Source organism: Bartonella sp. AA97HXZ (genome assembly GCF_042196985.1).
Lineage (GTDB): Bacteria > Pseudomonadota > Alphaproteobacteria > Rhizobiales > Rhizobiaceae > Bartonella.
Map to the genome: position 1 here is coordinate 72,880 of NZ_JBHIRC010000010.1, position 14,800 is coordinate 87,679.

Consider the following 14,800-nt stretch of genomic DNA (forward strand, 5'->3'; position numbering starts at 1 on the left):
CGTTCTTTTCTTATTCTCCCGTTTCCTCCACCCCTCTATTTTTTTCCACAACCTGCCCCCCAATCTTTTCCCCAACAAGCCCACTTGACTCCACACAGACTTTTTCTCATGCCCCTACATCCTTTTCCCATATCGGCTAAAAAAAATCCCCCAAGCCCCCGCAAAGCTCTCTCCCCCCAAGAACGAAAGCATAACGTACACCATTGTCACAGCAATGAAAAAGCAACTCAGCCCTTTCATTGCGGCTCCCCCACAGTACTCACCACAAAAGCACCCAAAATCACACCACCATATCTCTAAACAACTTAGCCTTACTCCCCATTCTCGTTTTCCCCTCCAGCATGCCGCGCCGCCTTGCATGCGCTCCAAGCACCCTTTCTTTCCCCATTTTCCCACCATGCCTTTCACATTCATGACCAAGCTCTTTGCGCTCCCTGCACTCTTTGCGCTCTTTGCTTGCACCCTCCTCCAACACAAAAACCAGCTCTTTTCCTCCTTGAACGTGCCTTTTTATAGGTTGGAACCTGTCTGTACTGCTGCTTCCCTTCCCCTAAACCTCATTTTTGTTCTCTAGCATGCTTTCGTGTCACTCCAAGTCACAGGATAACGACCTGCCCCCTTCATCCCCACCATTTCCTCCTCATCCCGCTCCAACATTTCTCTTCCCAAAGCCGCGTATCTCCCCCTTTTCCATATCGGCTAAGAAAATCCCCCAAGCCCCCGCAAAGCTCTCTCCCCCAAGAACGAAAGCATAACGTACACCATTGTCACCACAATGAAAAAGCAACTCAGCCCTTTCATTGCGGCTCCCCCCCAACACTCACCACAAAAGCACCCAAAATCACAGCCTCCATATCTCTAAACAACTTGGCCTTACTCCCCATTCTCGTTTTCCCCTCCAGCATACCGCGCCGCCTTGCATGCGCTCCAAGCACCCTTTCTTCCCACATTTTCCCACCATGCCTTTCACATTCATGACCAAGCTCTTTGTGCTCCCTGCACTCTTTGCGCCCCCTTGTTTGGCACCCTCTTCCAACATATGCTTTGCTCTTTTCCCCCTCTGCTCTTTCCTTTTTATAGAACTTTGCCTCTCCTCAACGCTACACAAGATCCCCTTCTTCCCCTCTTACGTCTCATTCTTGTTTTGCCCTCCAGCATACGTCTTGCATGCGCTCCAAACTCCCCGCTTTCTCCCTCCTTCAAAGCAATTTCTGTTCTTATATGAAAACCTGTCTCAACCGATTTAATTTGCTGTACCATCTTCTCCAAAGCCTCATTAAAACGGCTAATTTCATTTTCAAGCTTGCAAATATATGCTTCATCACGATAAGCTCGTTTAATCAAAGGAGGCATATCCGGCCAATAGAGCATTAAATCCACCCATTCGCGTTGAGAAATCCATAACCCTCCTTGACATTGTGCTTTATGTTCTGCTGGAAAGCCCTTTTGTATGAAATGAGGAATTAAAATTTCAGGTTTTTTTGTTTTAATTTCCAACAATCCATTTTTTCCAATAAAAGCATCGGGAGAAAATCCTTGTCCGCGATCATCAGCCAAAACAAAGCCAATACATTCAGGTTCTGTATGTGTCAGTTTCCCATAAAGCTGTCGCGCGCTTGGTTCTAATTCAGTCCCACGTCGCATAGAAAGTGTTGCCCCTTCATCAACGGTTTTTCCGGTAATTCTTTCTCCCGCCAATTTCATCATCACACTCTGATAGCGTGACGTTTTTTGCCCCTGTTTTTTTTGCGCCATAACCATCTCAAACAAAGAAGCCGTAATCAAACCATTACGCACTTTCTGCCATTCTTCTGTTCCTTGAATACAATCGATAATGATTGGCATAGTATTTCTCCCCTTCTTTAAGGTGCTTTTTTTGCAACATATTCTCTTTGAAACATTCATATCTTTTAAGATGCATTCCCCACTAAGAATGACAGCATCCTTAAATATTGTGCTGCTGAAATCACAAAAGCTGTTGGAAACGCCCCCCTCAACATCCCCCTCCCCACAAGTTTCTCATCCCCTCCTTTTCCATATCAGCTAAGCCCCTCCCAAGCGGCGCACCCCTAGACGAAAGCATAACGCGTGATATTTTCTCCCCGATAAAAAAACCTCTCGCCCATCATTGCCCCCCTAAGGCTCAATACAAAAACGGTCAGAACCGCGCCCCCATAGCGCCTTCCTCTTCTTCCCTCTCAAACACCTTCCCTCATTTCCCAACATGCTTTCACATTCATATCAAGCTCTTTGCACTCCCTGCGCTCCAAGCCCTCTACTTCCCCCCCTCCCTCAACACTCTACTCCTTCCCCCTAAGCCTTCATTTTTGTTCTCCAGCATGCTTTCATATCACTCCACTGGATAACCCGCTGCCCCTTCATTGCCTTACCCCCCCAATGAACCAGCCGGCAACTTCCCCCACACAAGCGCCCGCAATTCCCCATATATATAGGGCTCTTTTCTTCATACCCCCCTTTCCCATATCGGCTAAGAAAATCCCCGCAAAGCTCCTCCTCCCAAGCTCCCCCCCCCAAAGCTCCCCCCCCAAGAACGAAAGCATAACGTGCACCATTGTCACCGCAATGAAAAAGCACTTGGGCCCATCATTGCGGATTCTTTTTTCAACCCTGCTACTGCACGACGAAAAAATCATGGCGGCAATATTCTTCCTCCAATTTTTTTGCCATAGACTGAGCCACCTCTTGCGATATAAAATGTATAGCGTTGTGTTTTTGTGGTTCGAGTCTGATTAAATTTCGCGTGTTGCCAGCATAATAAAGTGGAAACCCTTGATAAGAAGTCTTGAGATAACTTGGCATGTTTACCACCAATAATCTGTCAAGACATCACATGGGCGTAAACGATGCTGTTTTTCATAAGAGCCATAGAGATTATCTTCATAATCGCAAGCCGCTCTTTCATTTAAACAAGCATGATAAGCTTCACTATTCAAAATGAAGGGCTGCAATTGTGTATTTTCTTCATTTATTTCATGATTTTCGACATAAAAATCAGCGATTTGTTCCGTAACATCTTCAGCATGAGAAGTTGTCAGATCGAGTCGTAAAACTCTATAAACAGTTTCACATTCTTCAATCAGTTCGAGCACTTCTTCGATTTCGTCGATTGGTCCTTCATAAGTACAAGGATTTTCCTCTTCGCATAAAACGACAATGATTTCATCCTCTTTAACGAATGAAATATTTTTCATGATTTCCCCCTTTAGATAGTTGATAAAGCATAGCCTTGTCTTGACAAGACTAAATATAGCGTTAGTCTTATCTCCTCTATAGGAGAGATGTCAACCATTTTATCCTTCATAAAAGATATATTTTAAATATCTACGGGGTTCAAATGACATATGTAAAGAAAAATCTATTATTCTTTGTTCCTCTCATGCCCCTTTGTTGTTCTCTATTTGTTCTTACAAAATTGCAATTATAAACACACAGGAGAGATAAAATGAGTGACATAATATTAATAAAACACTGGAGTCGCCTTGACTCAAAAGCACAGAAGGAAGTTATTTTGAAGCTTCGTCAATTGGTCGCCGCAAAAGAGTCAAAATCGCCTGTCTCTCTTGCGGAGAGAGTTTCGAAATAAGCTCTATAAATTCTTTATCTTCAGGGCTAGCCCCTTTCCCGTAAAGAATATAATTCATACTGATATTAATTTCGTGACAAATTCGCGAGAGAGATTCGATTGTTGGTTCTTTTCCTTCAGCAAGAATAGAATGAAGGTACCCCGCGCCTTTACCGGCAGCGAGGGAGATAGATCTTTTTGACCGCCCACTTTTTTCCAAAGCGATTCTTAATCTTTGACGCCAACCATTGATATTCATAATTTCACCATATAGCGCGTCTTTTTAAAAAAACACGTCCTTTTTATAAAACGGGCTTGCATTATCCTCTAAAAAGGATAAAATTAAGGAAACAAATTTTACTTTTTAGGGGGAAATTTTTTTATTTTTAGATCATAAAAACACTTTAACCACCCTACCGGATATAAAAGACCACCTCCAAAGCTTCTGCCCAAAAGCAAGTACGTTGAGAATGTGTGGTATTCTTTATTTTTTCCATCACCGCAATCTTAAATCGTAAGTTTGCATGCGCTTCAAGCACAGCCAATCATTTATAAGCATCGTAAAGAAGCCTCTAGTCATCATCGAACAGAGCCAAAAGCAACACAAGTTAAATCCTTATTTGAGCTTTTATCATCAATAAAAATGTATAAAAAAGAAGAAAGTAGATTGCAGTATGAAACACGCTAATCAACAAGAAACTCCTCATTATGAATCGTCTAGGCTTCCATATGTTTGTTGGTATCAAAATGACTTTCTAGGAGGTGTACGTGGGATGCGCGCACACGAAATTGGAATCTATACGATTCTTCTCAATGAAATGTATGCCCGTGGCCGACCTTTAGAAATATCGAAAGAACGTTTAGCGCGTCTTTGTGGTTGTGACAAGCGAACTTTTGTTAATGTTTTAGAGATGCTCATCCAAGAGGGCAAGATTTTAAATTTAGCCAATGGGTTATGGAACAAGCGTTGCGAAAATGTTTTTCAAGAGCGTGAAAAATTGCTTGAACAAAAATCCTTTGCGGGTCGTTCTTCGGCAAAAAAACGCAAGAAAATCAATGCAGAGATGCAACAACTGCTTAACGAAAGTCCAAAAGATGTTGCACAAAACTCAAAAGCTCAAAAGGCAGAAGAAAAGGAAACACCTTACGGTGTTTTAGAAAAGAAAATTTTGTTTGATGAGACAGAACCTTGTTTTTCCTGCGAAGAGAACTTTGAACAAAGCGATCATCCATCCCCCTTATCGGCTCTTGATTCACCTCTCCCTTTGCCTGCCCAAGCAGAAGCGGAGCAAAAAAACGCCTCCCCTTTAAACGCTCCCCAAGCCGAGTTCACTCCCGCCCCTATCGCGCAAATTGTCACGGGGGAAAAAACAAAATCCGCCACCACTCTTCCCCCCAGCAATCTTCCTGCCTCCATCCCGCTTTGCACCAACAAAAAAACCACAACCTCAGTTACCAAAGGGCATCGTCTTCCTGAGCATTGGCAAGCAGACATCAAGGCGGCAGTTTCAGAAGGCTTGAGTGAAAGCCAAGCCCATTGGCAAGAAAAGAAGTTTCGCGACTATTGGCAAGCCAAAGGCGGCAAAGAAGCTCTCAAAGTAGACTGGCAAGCCACATGGCGCAACTGGTTTCGCCGTGAGATCGAACGGCAAGAACAGCAAAAACAAAGGAGCTCCTCATCTTTTACCTCTGAGAACAATGACACGCTTTACCGCAGTTTGATCAACTATAACGACAATTTTTGACATCACACAAACAACGTATTTTTCAAGCAAGCGCGGGGACAAAAATGCTTCAAAACCACAACAGCATCGGACAAAACAAAAGGCGGCAAAACAACATTTGGATAGGCGATTCACACAGCAAAACGCGTCAACATCGACCATTTTGCTCTCATCACAAAAGCGTTTTCCCCACGCAAAAGACCCCCACAGGCACCCCAACATACACACCCCAACATGCACCCCAATACACCAGGACTCCAGCATGCACCACCCCCTCAGGCATATCCACCCCGCCCTTCTTTCACCCCCTTCCTCCTTTCCACCTTCCTCCTTTTCCCAAGGCGCCACTTCCCATGCTCTTGGCAAACAGACATCAACAGAGCAGCTTCAAAAAACTTCAATGAAAAGCAAACTCTTTGGTAACAAAACACCCCTCCACACAGGCACCCCAACTCATGCCCCACCCCCCCAACAGGACACTCCAACATGCACCACACCCTCACAGACATATCCACCCCGCCCTTCTTTCACCCCCTTCCTCCTTTCCGCTTTCCTCCTTTTTCTCAAGGCGCCACTTCCCATGCTCTTGGCAAACAGACATCAACAGAGCAGCTGCAAAAAAAACTCAATGAAAAGCAAACTCTTTGGCAACAAACCACCCCTCCCACACAGGCACCCCAACTCATGCCCCAACAAGGTATCCCCCAACAGGACCCCAGCATGCACCACACTCTCAGACATCCACCCCACCTTCTTGCATCCTTCCTCCTTTCCACCTTCCTCCTTTTCCCAAGGCGCCACTTCCCATGCTCTTGGCAAACAAACATTAACACAGCCATTTCAGAAGGCTTGAGTGAGAGCCAAGCCCATTGGCAAGCCAAGAAGTTTCGCGACCATTGGCAAGAAAAGAGCGGCAAAGAAGCTCTCAAGTAAACTGGCAAGCCCCATAGCACCACGAGACTTTACGATCAGATCAAACGGTGAGAACAGCAAAAACAGAGTCCTCACTTCTCACATCTTGAGAAAAACGAAAATAATATCACGAATGACCATGAGCACAATTTTTGAAATCAAACAAAAACTTATCTCACAAGCCGATAAAATAGCAGAAATGCTTCTTCCCCAAGGGCACAAACGAGGCAACAATTGGATTGTAGGCAACACACGTGGTGAAGCTGGTCAAAGTTTATCGATTTGCTTGAGTGGTAGTAAAGCAGGACTTTGGTATGATTTTGCAGAAAGCACTGGAGGAGATCTTTTAGACCTTTGGTGTGAAGTCAAAGGCATTAGCCTTTCTCAAGCCTTAGAAGAAGCACGCGCGACTCTCAATCTGACACGCCCCAAACCCTTTATGGCGCCCCATCGTTCCTATCGCCGTCCACCGGTTCCTACAGGGCAGAGCCCGCAGAATCTTGTAAAAACCTATCTCCACGAAGAACGCCGCATTCCTCTAGAAATTATAAAGCGTTACCGCATAGGAGAAAATGGCAAAAAAATCATTTTCCCCTTTTATAAACCCGACGGCACCCTTGCTTTAGTCAAAGAACGGCTTGCGCAAACGGGAGCAAAAACCAAACCAACAGCCTCCCAATGTGAACCGATTTTATTTGGTTGGCAAGCTCTTTACCCCACAAACCACACCTCCACGCAGGCGCTCCAACAGGCACCCCAACACACACCTCAGCAGGTACCCTCAACCAACCACCCCTCCACGCAGGCGCCCCAGCAAGCATTCCAACACACACCTCAGCAGGTACCCTCAACCAACCACCCCTCCACACAAGCGCCCCAAAACACCACCTCAACCAACCACCCCTCCACGCAGGCATCCCAAAACACCACCTCAACCAACCACGCCTCCACAAAGGCGCCCCAAAACACCGCCACAACCAACCACGCCTCCACACAGGCGCCCCAAAACACCGCCACAACCAACCACGCCTCCACACAGGCGCCCCAAAACACCGCCTCAACCAACCACGCCTCCACACAGGCGCCCCAAAACACCACCTCAACCAACCACCCCTCCACACAGGCGCCCCAAAACACCACCTCAATCAACCCCACCTCCACACACACACACCAACAGGCACCCACACACACCCCCCAACAGGCGCCATTTCCCATTCTTTCTTCAACAAACCGTACCATTGTTATCACTGAAGGAGAAATTGATGCGCTATCCTTAGCCGCCTATGGATATCCGGCGGTTTCTGTTCCCTTTGGAGGAGGCAGTGGAGGAAAACACAACTGGATTGAAAATGAATTTGATCATTTAGAATCTTTTGAAACGATTTTTTTAGCCACCGATATGGATCCGCCCGGAGAAGAAGCAGCCCGTGAGATTGCCAGCAGGCTTGGACGCCACCGTTGCTACCGTGTCCGTTTACCCCTTAAAGATGCCAATGACTGTTTAACCGCAGGGATCGATAAAGCCACCATAAAAGCCGCCTTTTCCTCAGCACAAAGCTTTGCACCAGAAGGTTTACGGCGCGCCTCAGACTATAAAGATCAAGTGATTGGGCTTTTTTGGCCAGAGCCTGAAAAACATCTTGGTTATACGGTTCCCTATCCTAAACTGAAGGACAAATTGCATTTCCGCCCAGCAGAATTAACGCTCTGGAGCGGTGCGAGTGGTGCAGGTAAAAGCCAATTATTATCAGACTGTATTCCCCATTGGATTGCACAAAAGAGTCGCCTTTGCTTAGCGTCTCTAGAAATGAAAGGAGAACAATCGCTTCGCCGTTTAACCAAACAAACGGGCGGCTTAGAACAGCCTACAAAAGAGACGATTGAACGGATTCTTCATTTTTTAGACGATGGGCTTATTCTTTATGAGCATGTTGGCAAATCAAGCGTTGACACCTTGCTTGAAGTCTTTGACTATTGTCGTGCGCGCTATGGCTGCGATCAATTTATCATCGACAGTTTGATGCGGCTTGGCATTGCCTCTGATGATTATGCAAGACAAGAACAAGCCGTTTATAAAATGGTTGATTGGGCTGTTTTAAACAGTGTGCACATCCACCTTGTCGCCCATGCCCGCAAAGGCGGTCTGGATAAAGATATCCCCAGCACAGAAGACATTAAAGGCGCCTCAGAAATTGGTGCCAATGCCTTTAACATCATCACCATTTGGCGCAATCGGTCGTTGGAAGATAAAATCTTTGCCGCCTCTCTCGCACAAGAAAAAGCAGATTTAGCCAAACGCCCAGGTGTCATTATGAATATTGCCAAACAACGTTCTGGTGATTTTGAAGGCAAAATAGGGCTTTGGTTTGATCCCCAAACTTATCGCTATCGCTGTTCTTTTGAACAATCATTCCCTCGACGTTATCTGTAATGCCCCATAAACCCCACTCTCTTTAAAAACGCCTCCGCTTTCAAACGCGCACGTCTTGCTCCCACAGAAACAACAGGAAGGATCAATCCACAAATGATGAAAAACACCCAATCCTTCGCGAACCAAAGCCTGCTCAACCCTAGATTCTCTGCTCCCAGACGGAAACAAAAAAAGGTCGCTCCAACAACGGCGCAAAACACCCCCCCCTTCAATAACCACAAACAACGCGTCACCACCCCATCTCGCCGCCCCCTCATATGCAAAATCAAGAACCACTCCAACAGTGCAGCAAACACGATCCCCATCAAGGACAATAGTCCCCATGGTATGTCCATATTCTCCATCCCCCAAAGAGCTAAAAAAAGGACGACTCCTAAAACGCCGTAAAACAGCACTTCCTTCAAAAAGAGGGAAACACCAAAAATACAATAAAACGCCGCTCGCCACCACGGAATATCGAAGCGCTTGGAAACCTTATAAGTACCAATAACGACAACAATAAAAAGGTAGGAAAACACCAACAACAGCAAAAAAAACAAATCGTTCGACATCACATACCCCTCACAGCAAGCCCATTAAAGATCACACCCATAAGACAAAAAAACACACCCTACTTTAAGAACCAAGCCCCTAAAACACGCGCACACCTTGCTCCCTCACAAACAAAAGGAAGGGTAAATCCAAAAATGAATAAAAACACCCTCTCATCCGAGAACCAAAGCCAGCTCAACCCTAGATTCTCTGCTCCCAGACGGGTAAAAAAAAGAATTGGTGCCAAAATGCAGCAAAACAGCACAAAATTCAAAGCACGCAACGACCTCTGTAGCACCGTATCACCTTGCTCGCGTATAAAGAACCCCAAGAGCACTTTCAACAATAAAGACAAGAGCAAAACCTTTAAGAATACCGCCCTTATGCTATCCATATCCCTGACGCCCACAGCAGCGAACCACAGGATAAAGCCCATCATGCAACAAAACATGACCGCCTTTAAGAACACTTGCCCCGCCACAGGCATACTCTTGACGCCCAGATGCACCAAACCAAGGACAGTTGCAAAAATGCAAGAAAACACCGCCCCCTTCAAGAGCAGCTCCCCATCAACAGCGCGCCTGCCCACGCCCACATAAACAAAACCAAGGTAGGTGGCAAGGGCGCCATAAAGCACCACCCATCTCCAAAACATCCACTCTGTAACAGAGCGACGCTTTGCTCCCTTATAAATAAAAACCAAGGCCAGAGCAAAAAAGCAGAAAAACCAAGACAACAGCCAAAACATCACATTGTTCGACATCAAATACCCCTCACAGAAAGAACATCAAAGATCACGCCCGTGGAAAAGAAAAATGCTCATTTTTTTAAGCCCCCCAACAGTACACGCACACACCGTACCCCTTCCAAAACAAACAAAGGAACGAATCCAACACTGCTCACAAACACCCCATTGTTAAAGATCAAAAACCAGTGCCCCCCATATGCTTGGCTCCGTTATACGCCAATCCAACAACGCAGGAAAACACCGCTAACTTCAAAAACATGTCCCGCGCAACCACCATACGCCCCGCTCCTTCATCAATAAAAATCAGAGACCATGCCAAAAATGCAGCAAAAGATCAATCCTTTTCAAAGAATGAAAGCCTAAACCCAAGACGTTTTGCCCCTAGAAAAATAAGCCCAAGGATAAGACCAAAGACAACGCCAAAAAGAATGTAAAAAACCCACTTGTTTGAAAACCACACCTGAGCCAAACCAAAATGCTCAGCTTTCGCATAAACAAACTTAGAGGTCACGCCAACAAAGAATGCAAGCACCCCACCCTTAAAAAAGTCCTTCCTTGTAAACCCGAAAAACCTTATTCCCACATAAATAGAAACAAAGGCGAGAGCCAAAGGGCAGAAAAACCCCAACCACTGCCAAAACATCACATCGTTCGACATCAAATACCCCTCACAGAAAGAACATCAAAGACCACGCCCGTGGGAAAGAAAAATGCTCATTTTTTTAAGCACCACCCCAACAGTACACGCACACACCGTACCCCCTCCAAAACAAACAAAGGAACGAATCCAACACTGCTCACAAACACCCCATCGTTCAAGAACCCCCCATTGTTCAAGAACCAATGCGTGCTCCAGCCCATATGCTTTACTCCCACATGTGCCAACCCAACGACAGTGCCAATAATGCAAGAAAACACCACCCACTTGAAGCACCACACCCCACGCGATATCCATTTACCCCGCACCCTCATAAGCAAAACCAAGGACAGCGCCAGCAATGCAACAAACACCGCTCCTATCACTAAAAATTCCCATGATATATCAAAACGCTTCGCTCCCTTATAAGCAAAGCCAAGAACCACTACAGCAATGGTGCAAAACACCACAGCCTTCAAAAACACGCCCCACGATACAGTTCTACTATTTGCTCCCACAACAATAAAACAAAGGACAGCGCCAGCAATGCAAGAAAGCTCCATCCCCTGCCAAAACACCTCCCACGTAATAGCCGGTCGCCCCGCATCTTCATAAGCAAAACCAAGGACCATGCCAACAACGCCGCAAAACGCCAGCCCCTTTAAAAACATGTCCCGCGCAACCACCATACGCCCCGCTCCTTCATCAATAAAAATCAGAGACCATGCCAAAAATGCAGCAAAAGATCAATCCTTTTCAAAGAATGAAATCCTAAACCCAAGACGCCTTGCCCCTCTATAAATAAGAGCAAGGACAAAGCCCAAAAGGACATAAAACACCCACTTGTTTGAAAACCACACCTGAGCCAAACCAAAATGCTCAGCTTGCTTATAAATAAAATCAGAGACAGCAGCCAAAATGAAGCTCAACAACACCATCTTGAGGAACAAACCCTTCGTTATACCCCGCCGCTGCATTACTTCATAACCCAACATAAGGAAAATACTGGGAATGCCATAAAACGCCATAGCTCGTAAAAATACGCCCCACGTCATCCCAAGAGCCTTCATTTCCACATAAACAGCCACAGAGACATAGGCTACAATACAGCTAAACACCAATCCCTTCAAAGACAAAAGCCCGCGCAACATCATGCCATTCCCCCATCAAGTCATTCAAGGAAAATCCACCATGCGACAAAACACCCCTCTTTTCAAGAACCAAATCCATGGGGCTCCCACACACAAGCGCAACAGTCCAAGTCACCCCCAAGAGCGCATACCCACACGGCACACTCCAACACATGTCTTCCTCTCATCCCCCTCTTTTGCCTAGAGCAAGCAACATTTTTTAAAAACGAGAAGCAAAATTAAAATTTTTAAGGAGATGCTATGACCCATAAGCAGAAAAAAAATATGCAAACCTGCCCGCTTGATCATCAAAATCAAGAAAAACACATTGGTCATTTAAAGACGCAAGAAATCCCTGTTGAAACGCGTAATCCTTATTTTAAACCCAATCATCGAGAAAGTTCCAGCAACCCGCGCACCATCAATGCCATTGCCAATGCACAAAGCCATCCCATTGCACTTTTATATGCGAAAGGACATCTCAGCAAAGCCCAATATAAAGCGGCAGAACGTTTTTATTTTTACTGGCGTCAAAGCCAAGCCGATCTCCACATGAGCCTTGACTACACCCGTGAAAAGGTTTCCTGTAGCCAAGGGTACACACACCCTATTGAACGTCAAATAGAAGCCTCCAATCATTTAAGAACAATCAAAGTTCAACTGGGTATTCTTGGCTATTCACTGCTTGAACGCGTTATCGGCCATGGACAAGCGATAAAAGAATTAAGTTCTTCAAAACGCAAACAAAACTCCCTTGCCGATCATTTACGAGATTGTTTAGACTTGCTCGCATTTCATTGGGGATATGCAAACCATAAACATTTTGAATAATCCCCCTCCTCGCCATTTTAAGCGGCCTCCCATGTTGCCCCGCCCCCTCTAAAGAAACCTCCCCCACACGGGCTCAAGCATCCAGCAGCTCTCGCCTCCATTTTCATTACCTTGCCCCCACCCAAAAGGACAATACTTCCCCCCCACACACATACTTAAGATACACTCCACACTCTTAAAAACAAAAAGCCTTCCCCCATATCAGTCCTATAATCATGAGGGGCTCTTAATTCGTTTTTGATTGAAGAATATTATCAAGATGCTTGCATGTATCATAATATTTTTAAATATAGTTTAATTAATATCGAGTCTTAAAACAAATATTCAATTGAAAAAAGTATTACGTTTTAATGCAAAATGACAAAATTTTTTGTAAAAAGTATTTTTTATATTGCTATTTTTTCAATTCTCTGCTAAGTATAATGTGGTAGGTTCTTTAAGTATGATTTTTTGTATTTAGTACGGCCTTTTGAATTTATTCTTTTTTGACACGTCCTGCGAGTCAATGTTAAAATTCTCCTACTTTTTGGTCCTCTGATTGCGACGGAGGACTTTTTTTTATGACTGTACTTTTTTATGACTGTATTGTCTTAAATCACTTCCTTATGAGCTTTGTGATAATTCCTCCATAAGGTTTACCCGCAAAATAGATCATTCTTTTGTCAAATTGACTTGCGTTCCATTCTTAAAGAACAAAGATTCTTAACTCAATCTGATTTACAAACAGCTTGGATACACTTCCCTCTTGGTTTGCCATTCCCTCTTGGCTTCTATTCAGGTTTTTCCGCTAAACTCAAGGCGCAACAGAATCTTGCTCTGTCTTAAAGATTCACCACGCCCTTAAAAAAACACTTAAAACATATCCAAGGAAGCTTGCTTCATATCACCAAACCTCAAATGACCGTGTTTTACGGCATAACAGAATGACTTAACTATTGGATAACTTTCTTTATCGCCCCCCAACAGGTTGATGTATCACGACAACATATTGATTTATAATCATCATATCCCGTTATCCATATAAAATTAAGAGACGCAGATATCATAGGGATTCTCTCATTTTAAATTTATTTCATGTTGCATCAATCAACACCTTGTCTTTCCACATTACAAACATGAGAGACATATGAAATAACGCACTTCAAAGATTTCAAAGATAAAGAATCAAAATGCCTCTTATGAACACGCTCAAGAGCCAAAGGCTGTCATCATATGAGGCGCGAATAGTATGATAATGTGCTGGCTTTTCCTTATGAGAATTTAAAGAAGGACTTATCCACTTCACAAGAGATTTCTCCATTATCAGATTTACCAATATCCCCAATCACCAATATAATTGTGATAATAAGATCACATAATGTTTTTAAACAAGTAGGTAAATGTGCAACACAAATATATTCTATTTAGAACATTCTGTTTTATGTGAGTCGCGTAAACTCCCATTAAAAAACAAAATCCCCCATTAAAAACAAAATCCCTATGAGAAAAAATCTAAAGCGTGAGAATAAAAACATGAGACAAGTGTGATTCCATTCAGATATTGCTCTTTAACCGTCAAACCGAATAAAAATAGATCCGGAAAGTATGTTAATCTTCCTACCTTAAGAGATAAACTAAGAATATAGACAACATCTCTCCTAACATTCCCCTTTTTCTAGCATCGCTTAAGAATCAAAAATTATACAGCTTATTTTGTCATATTATAAAGCACTGTTTTTTAAGGCGGTATTGAAGCAGTTAAAACAATTGAAGTGTTTAGCCAACGCCATCGCCATTAGCAAAGCTAAAAAAACAAACTGTTGAAAAGCCGTGCATATCTTGTGTAAACACAAAAAAAACAAGAAAAAGGCACAAAAATATCTCAATTTTTATAAAAATACATCAGCGTCTTTTACGATTGTATTGACGAACAACCCTTATCACATAATCATCTTAAATATTGAGAATAAAGAATGAATAGCCCTCGCAAATACAGCAACCTATCAATAAAAATATAAAAACAAATCTTTTTGTTATCTCTGTTTCTTATGGAATATGCCTTTCCCTATGGATGCACTTTAGCCTCCAAAGAGTGCATTCAATCCATGGAAAGGATGCACTCTAGCCCTCAAAAGAGTACATCCTTCCCCTCAACGGATACCGCCGAACCCTCATAAAGGCAGTATCCAATCTATAAGAGGATGCACTCCAGCCCTTAAAGAGTGCATCCTTCCCCTCAACGGAAACTGCCAAACCCTCATAAAGGCAGTATCCAATCTATAAGAGGATGCACT

Annotated in this window: 19 protein-coding genes and 1 pseudogene; 4 read left to right on the plus strand and 16 right to left on the minus strand. The window is 44.0% G+C overall.

All coding sequences use genetic code 11. From position 1 onward, the window contains the following. Positions 1–280 precede the first annotated feature (280 nt). The 8 genes from ACFINE_RS06895 to ACFINE_RS06930 form a co-directional block, all read right to left on the minus strand. The gene (locus ACFINE_RS06895; protein ID WP_375621491.1) at positions 281–475 is read right to left on the minus strand and encodes a hypothetical protein; all 195 of its coding nucleotides are present in this window, start codon (positions 473–475) and stop codon (positions 281–283) included. 165 nt (positions 476–640) lie between these two features. Then, on the minus strand, positions 641–817 hold the full coding sequence (locus ACFINE_RS06900) for a hypothetical protein (RefSeq protein ID WP_375621492.1): 177 nt from the start codon (positions 815–817) through the stop codon (positions 641–643). After that, complete coding sequence (locus ACFINE_RS06905; RefSeq protein ID WP_375621493.1) at positions 798–950, minus strand: hypothetical protein; 153 nt, start codon at positions 948–950, stop codon at positions 798–800. Before ACFINE_RS06905 ends, ACFINE_RS06900 begins: the two co-directional genes overlap by 20 nt. A 124-nt stretch (positions 951–1,074) precedes the next feature. Continuing rightward, positions 1,075–1,845 carry a lambda exonuclease family protein gene (locus ACFINE_RS06910; RefSeq protein ID WP_375621494.1) on the minus strand — a complete coding sequence of 257 codons (771 nt, stop codon included), beginning with the start codon at positions 1,843–1,845 and terminating at the stop codon, positions 1,075–1,077. A 468-nt stretch (positions 1,846–2,313) separates the two neighbouring features. Next, complete coding sequence (locus tag ACFINE_RS06915; protein WP_375621495.1) at positions 2,314–2,595, minus strand: hypothetical protein; 282 nt, start codon at positions 2,593–2,595, stop codon at positions 2,314–2,316. A gap of 36 nt (positions 2,596–2,631) precedes the next feature. After that, on the minus strand, positions 2,632–2,820 hold the full coding sequence (locus ACFINE_RS06920; protein ID WP_375621496.1) for a hypothetical protein: 189 nt from the start codon (positions 2,818–2,820) through the stop codon (positions 2,632–2,634). A gap of 2 nt (positions 2,821–2,822) precedes the next feature. Continuing rightward, a complete protein-coding gene (locus ACFINE_RS06925; RefSeq protein ID WP_375621497.1) occupies positions 2,823–3,212 on the minus strand; it encodes a hypothetical protein in 390 nt (129 codons plus the stop codon). A gap of 312 nt (positions 3,213–3,524) precedes the next feature. Then, on the minus strand, positions 3,525–3,842 hold the full coding sequence (locus tag ACFINE_RS06930; protein WP_375621498.1) for an XRE family transcriptional regulator: 318 nt from the start codon (positions 3,840–3,842) through the stop codon (positions 3,525–3,527). Between the two features lie 415 nt (positions 3,843–4,257). On the opposite strand from ACFINE_RS06930, the gene ACFINE_RS06935 reads away from it, so the two are divergent. Next, the gene (locus ACFINE_RS06935) at positions 4,258–5,328 is read left to right on the plus strand and encodes a YdaU family protein (protein ID WP_375621499.1); all 1,071 of its coding nucleotides are present in this window, start codon (positions 4,258–4,260) and stop codon (positions 5,326–5,328) included. 254 nt (positions 5,329–5,582) lie between these two features. On the opposite strand, the gene ACFINE_RS06940 is transcribed toward ACFINE_RS06935, so the two are convergent. Further along, complete coding sequence (locus ACFINE_RS06940; protein ID WP_375621500.1) at positions 5,583–5,795, minus strand: hypothetical protein; 213 nt, start codon at positions 5,793–5,795, stop codon at positions 5,583–5,585. Here ACFINE_RS06940 and ACFINE_RS06945 point away from each other — a divergent pair. Together ACFINE_RS06945 and ACFINE_RS06950 are read left to right on the plus strand one after the other, a co-directional pair. Next, a complete protein-coding gene (locus ACFINE_RS06945) occupies positions 5,794–6,240 on the plus strand; it encodes a hypothetical protein (protein ID WP_375621501.1) in 447 nt (148 codons plus the stop codon). The two genes, ACFINE_RS06940 and ACFINE_RS06945, sit on opposite strands and share 2 nt — an antisense overlap. Positions 6,241–6,358: 118 nt before the next feature. Further along, positions 6,359–8,647: pseudogene (locus ACFINE_RS06950) on the plus strand (toprim domain-containing protein); the annotation flags it as partial. Here ACFINE_RS06950 and ACFINE_RS06955 read toward each other — a convergent pair. The 7 genes from ACFINE_RS06955 to ACFINE_RS06985 all read right to left on the minus strand — a co-directional run bounded on the left by ACFINE_RS06955 (position 8,641) and on the right by ACFINE_RS06985 (position 11,871). Then, the gene (locus ACFINE_RS06955) at positions 8,641–9,201 is read right to left on the minus strand and encodes a hypothetical protein (protein WP_375621503.1); all 561 of its coding nucleotides are present in this window, start codon (positions 9,199–9,201) and stop codon (positions 8,641–8,643) included. The pseudogene ACFINE_RS06950 and the gene ACFINE_RS06955 sit on opposite strands and share 7 nt — an antisense overlap. Positions 9,202–9,260: 59 nt before the next feature. After that, positions 9,261–9,944, minus strand: a complete 684-nt coding sequence (locus ACFINE_RS06960; RefSeq protein ID WP_375621504.1) for a hypothetical protein — start codon at positions 9,942–9,944, stop codon at positions 9,261–9,263. Positions 9,945–10,104: 160 nt separating this feature from the next. Beyond that, positions 10,105–10,248, minus strand: a complete 144-nt coding sequence (locus ACFINE_RS06965; protein ID WP_375621505.1) for a hypothetical protein — start codon at positions 10,246–10,248, stop codon at positions 10,105–10,107. A gap of 15 nt (positions 10,249–10,263) precedes the next feature. Continuing rightward, positions 10,264–10,587: a hypothetical protein gene (locus ACFINE_RS06970; protein ID WP_375621506.1), complete on the minus strand. Its 324-nt coding sequence runs from the start codon at positions 10,585–10,587 to the stop codon at positions 10,264–10,266. 56 nt (positions 10,588–10,643) lie between these two features. Further along, complete coding sequence (locus ACFINE_RS06975; protein WP_375621507.1) at positions 10,644–11,297, minus strand: hypothetical protein; 654 nt, start codon at positions 11,295–11,297, stop codon at positions 10,644–10,646. 15 nt (positions 11,298–11,312) lie between these two features. Beyond that, the gene (locus ACFINE_RS06980; protein ID WP_375621508.1) at positions 11,313–11,720 is read right to left on the minus strand and encodes a hypothetical protein; all 408 of its coding nucleotides are present in this window, start codon (positions 11,718–11,720) and stop codon (positions 11,313–11,315) included. Then, a complete protein-coding gene (locus tag ACFINE_RS06985; RefSeq protein ID WP_375613619.1) occupies positions 11,677–11,871 on the minus strand; it encodes a hypothetical protein in 195 nt (64 codons plus the stop codon). Before ACFINE_RS06985 ends, ACFINE_RS06980 begins: the two co-directional genes overlap by 44 nt. 86 nt (positions 11,872–11,957) lie before the next feature. Between ACFINE_RS06985 and ACFINE_RS06990 the strand changes: the two genes are divergently transcribed. After that, the gene (locus tag ACFINE_RS06990) at positions 11,958–12,527 is read left to right on the plus strand and encodes a hypothetical protein (RefSeq protein WP_375621509.1); all 570 of its coding nucleotides are present in this window, start codon (positions 11,958–11,960) and stop codon (positions 12,525–12,527) included. Positions 12,528–14,800 lie beyond the last annotated feature (2,273 nt).

Coding starts and splice junctions, on each gene's coding strand:
- ACFINE_RS06905 (WP_375621493.1), bottom strand. CDS start 950: ATGTGGGAAGAAAGGGTGCTTGGAGCGCATGCAAGGCGGCGCGGTATG.
- ACFINE_RS06910 (WP_375621494.1), bottom strand. CDS start 1,845: ATGCCAATCATTATCGATTGTATTCAAGGAACAGAAGAATGGCAGAAA.
- ACFINE_RS06920 (WP_375621496.1), bottom strand. CDS start 2,820: ATGCCAAGTTATCTCAAGACTTCTTATCAAGGGTTTCCACTTTATTAT.
- ACFINE_RS06925 (WP_375621497.1), bottom strand. CDS start 3,212: ATGAAAAATATTTCATTCGTTAAAGAGGATGAAATCATTGTCGTTTTA.
- ACFINE_RS06930 (WP_375621498.1), bottom strand. CDS start 3,842: ATGAATATCAATGGTTGGCGTCAAAGATTAAGAATCGCTTTGGAAAAA.
- ACFINE_RS06935 (WP_375621499.1), top strand. CDS start 4,258: ATGAAACACGCTAATCAACAAGAAACTCCTCATTATGAATCGTCTAGG.
- ACFINE_RS06945 (WP_375621501.1), top strand. CDS start 5,794: ATGCACCACACCCTCACAGACATATCCACCCCGCCCTTCTTTCACCCC.
- ACFINE_RS06940 (WP_375621500.1), bottom strand. CDS start 5,795: ATGTTGGAGTGTCCTGTTGGGGGGGTGGGGCATGAGTTGGGGTGCCTG.
- ACFINE_RS06955 (WP_375621503.1), bottom strand. CDS start 9,201: ATGTCGAACGATTTGTTTTTTTTGCTGTTGTTGGTGTTTTCCTACCTT.
- ACFINE_RS06960 (WP_375621504.1), bottom strand. CDS start 9,944: ATGTCGAACAATGTGATGTTTTGGCTGTTGTCTTGGTTTTTCTGCTTT.
- ACFINE_RS06970 (WP_375621506.1), bottom strand. CDS start 10,587: ATGTCGAACGATGTGATGTTTTGGCAGTGGTTGGGGTTTTTCTGCCCT.
- ACFINE_RS06980 (WP_375621508.1), bottom strand. CDS start 11,720: ATGATGTTGCGCGGGCTTTTGTCTTTGAAGGGATTGGTGTTTAGCTGT.
- ACFINE_RS06985 (WP_375613619.1), bottom strand. CDS start 11,871: ATGTGTTGGAGTGTGCCGTGTGGGTATGCGCTCTTGGGGGTGACTTGG.
- ACFINE_RS06990 (WP_375621509.1), top strand. CDS start 11,958: ATGACCCATAAGCAGAAAAAAAATATGCAAACCTGCCCGCTTGATCAT.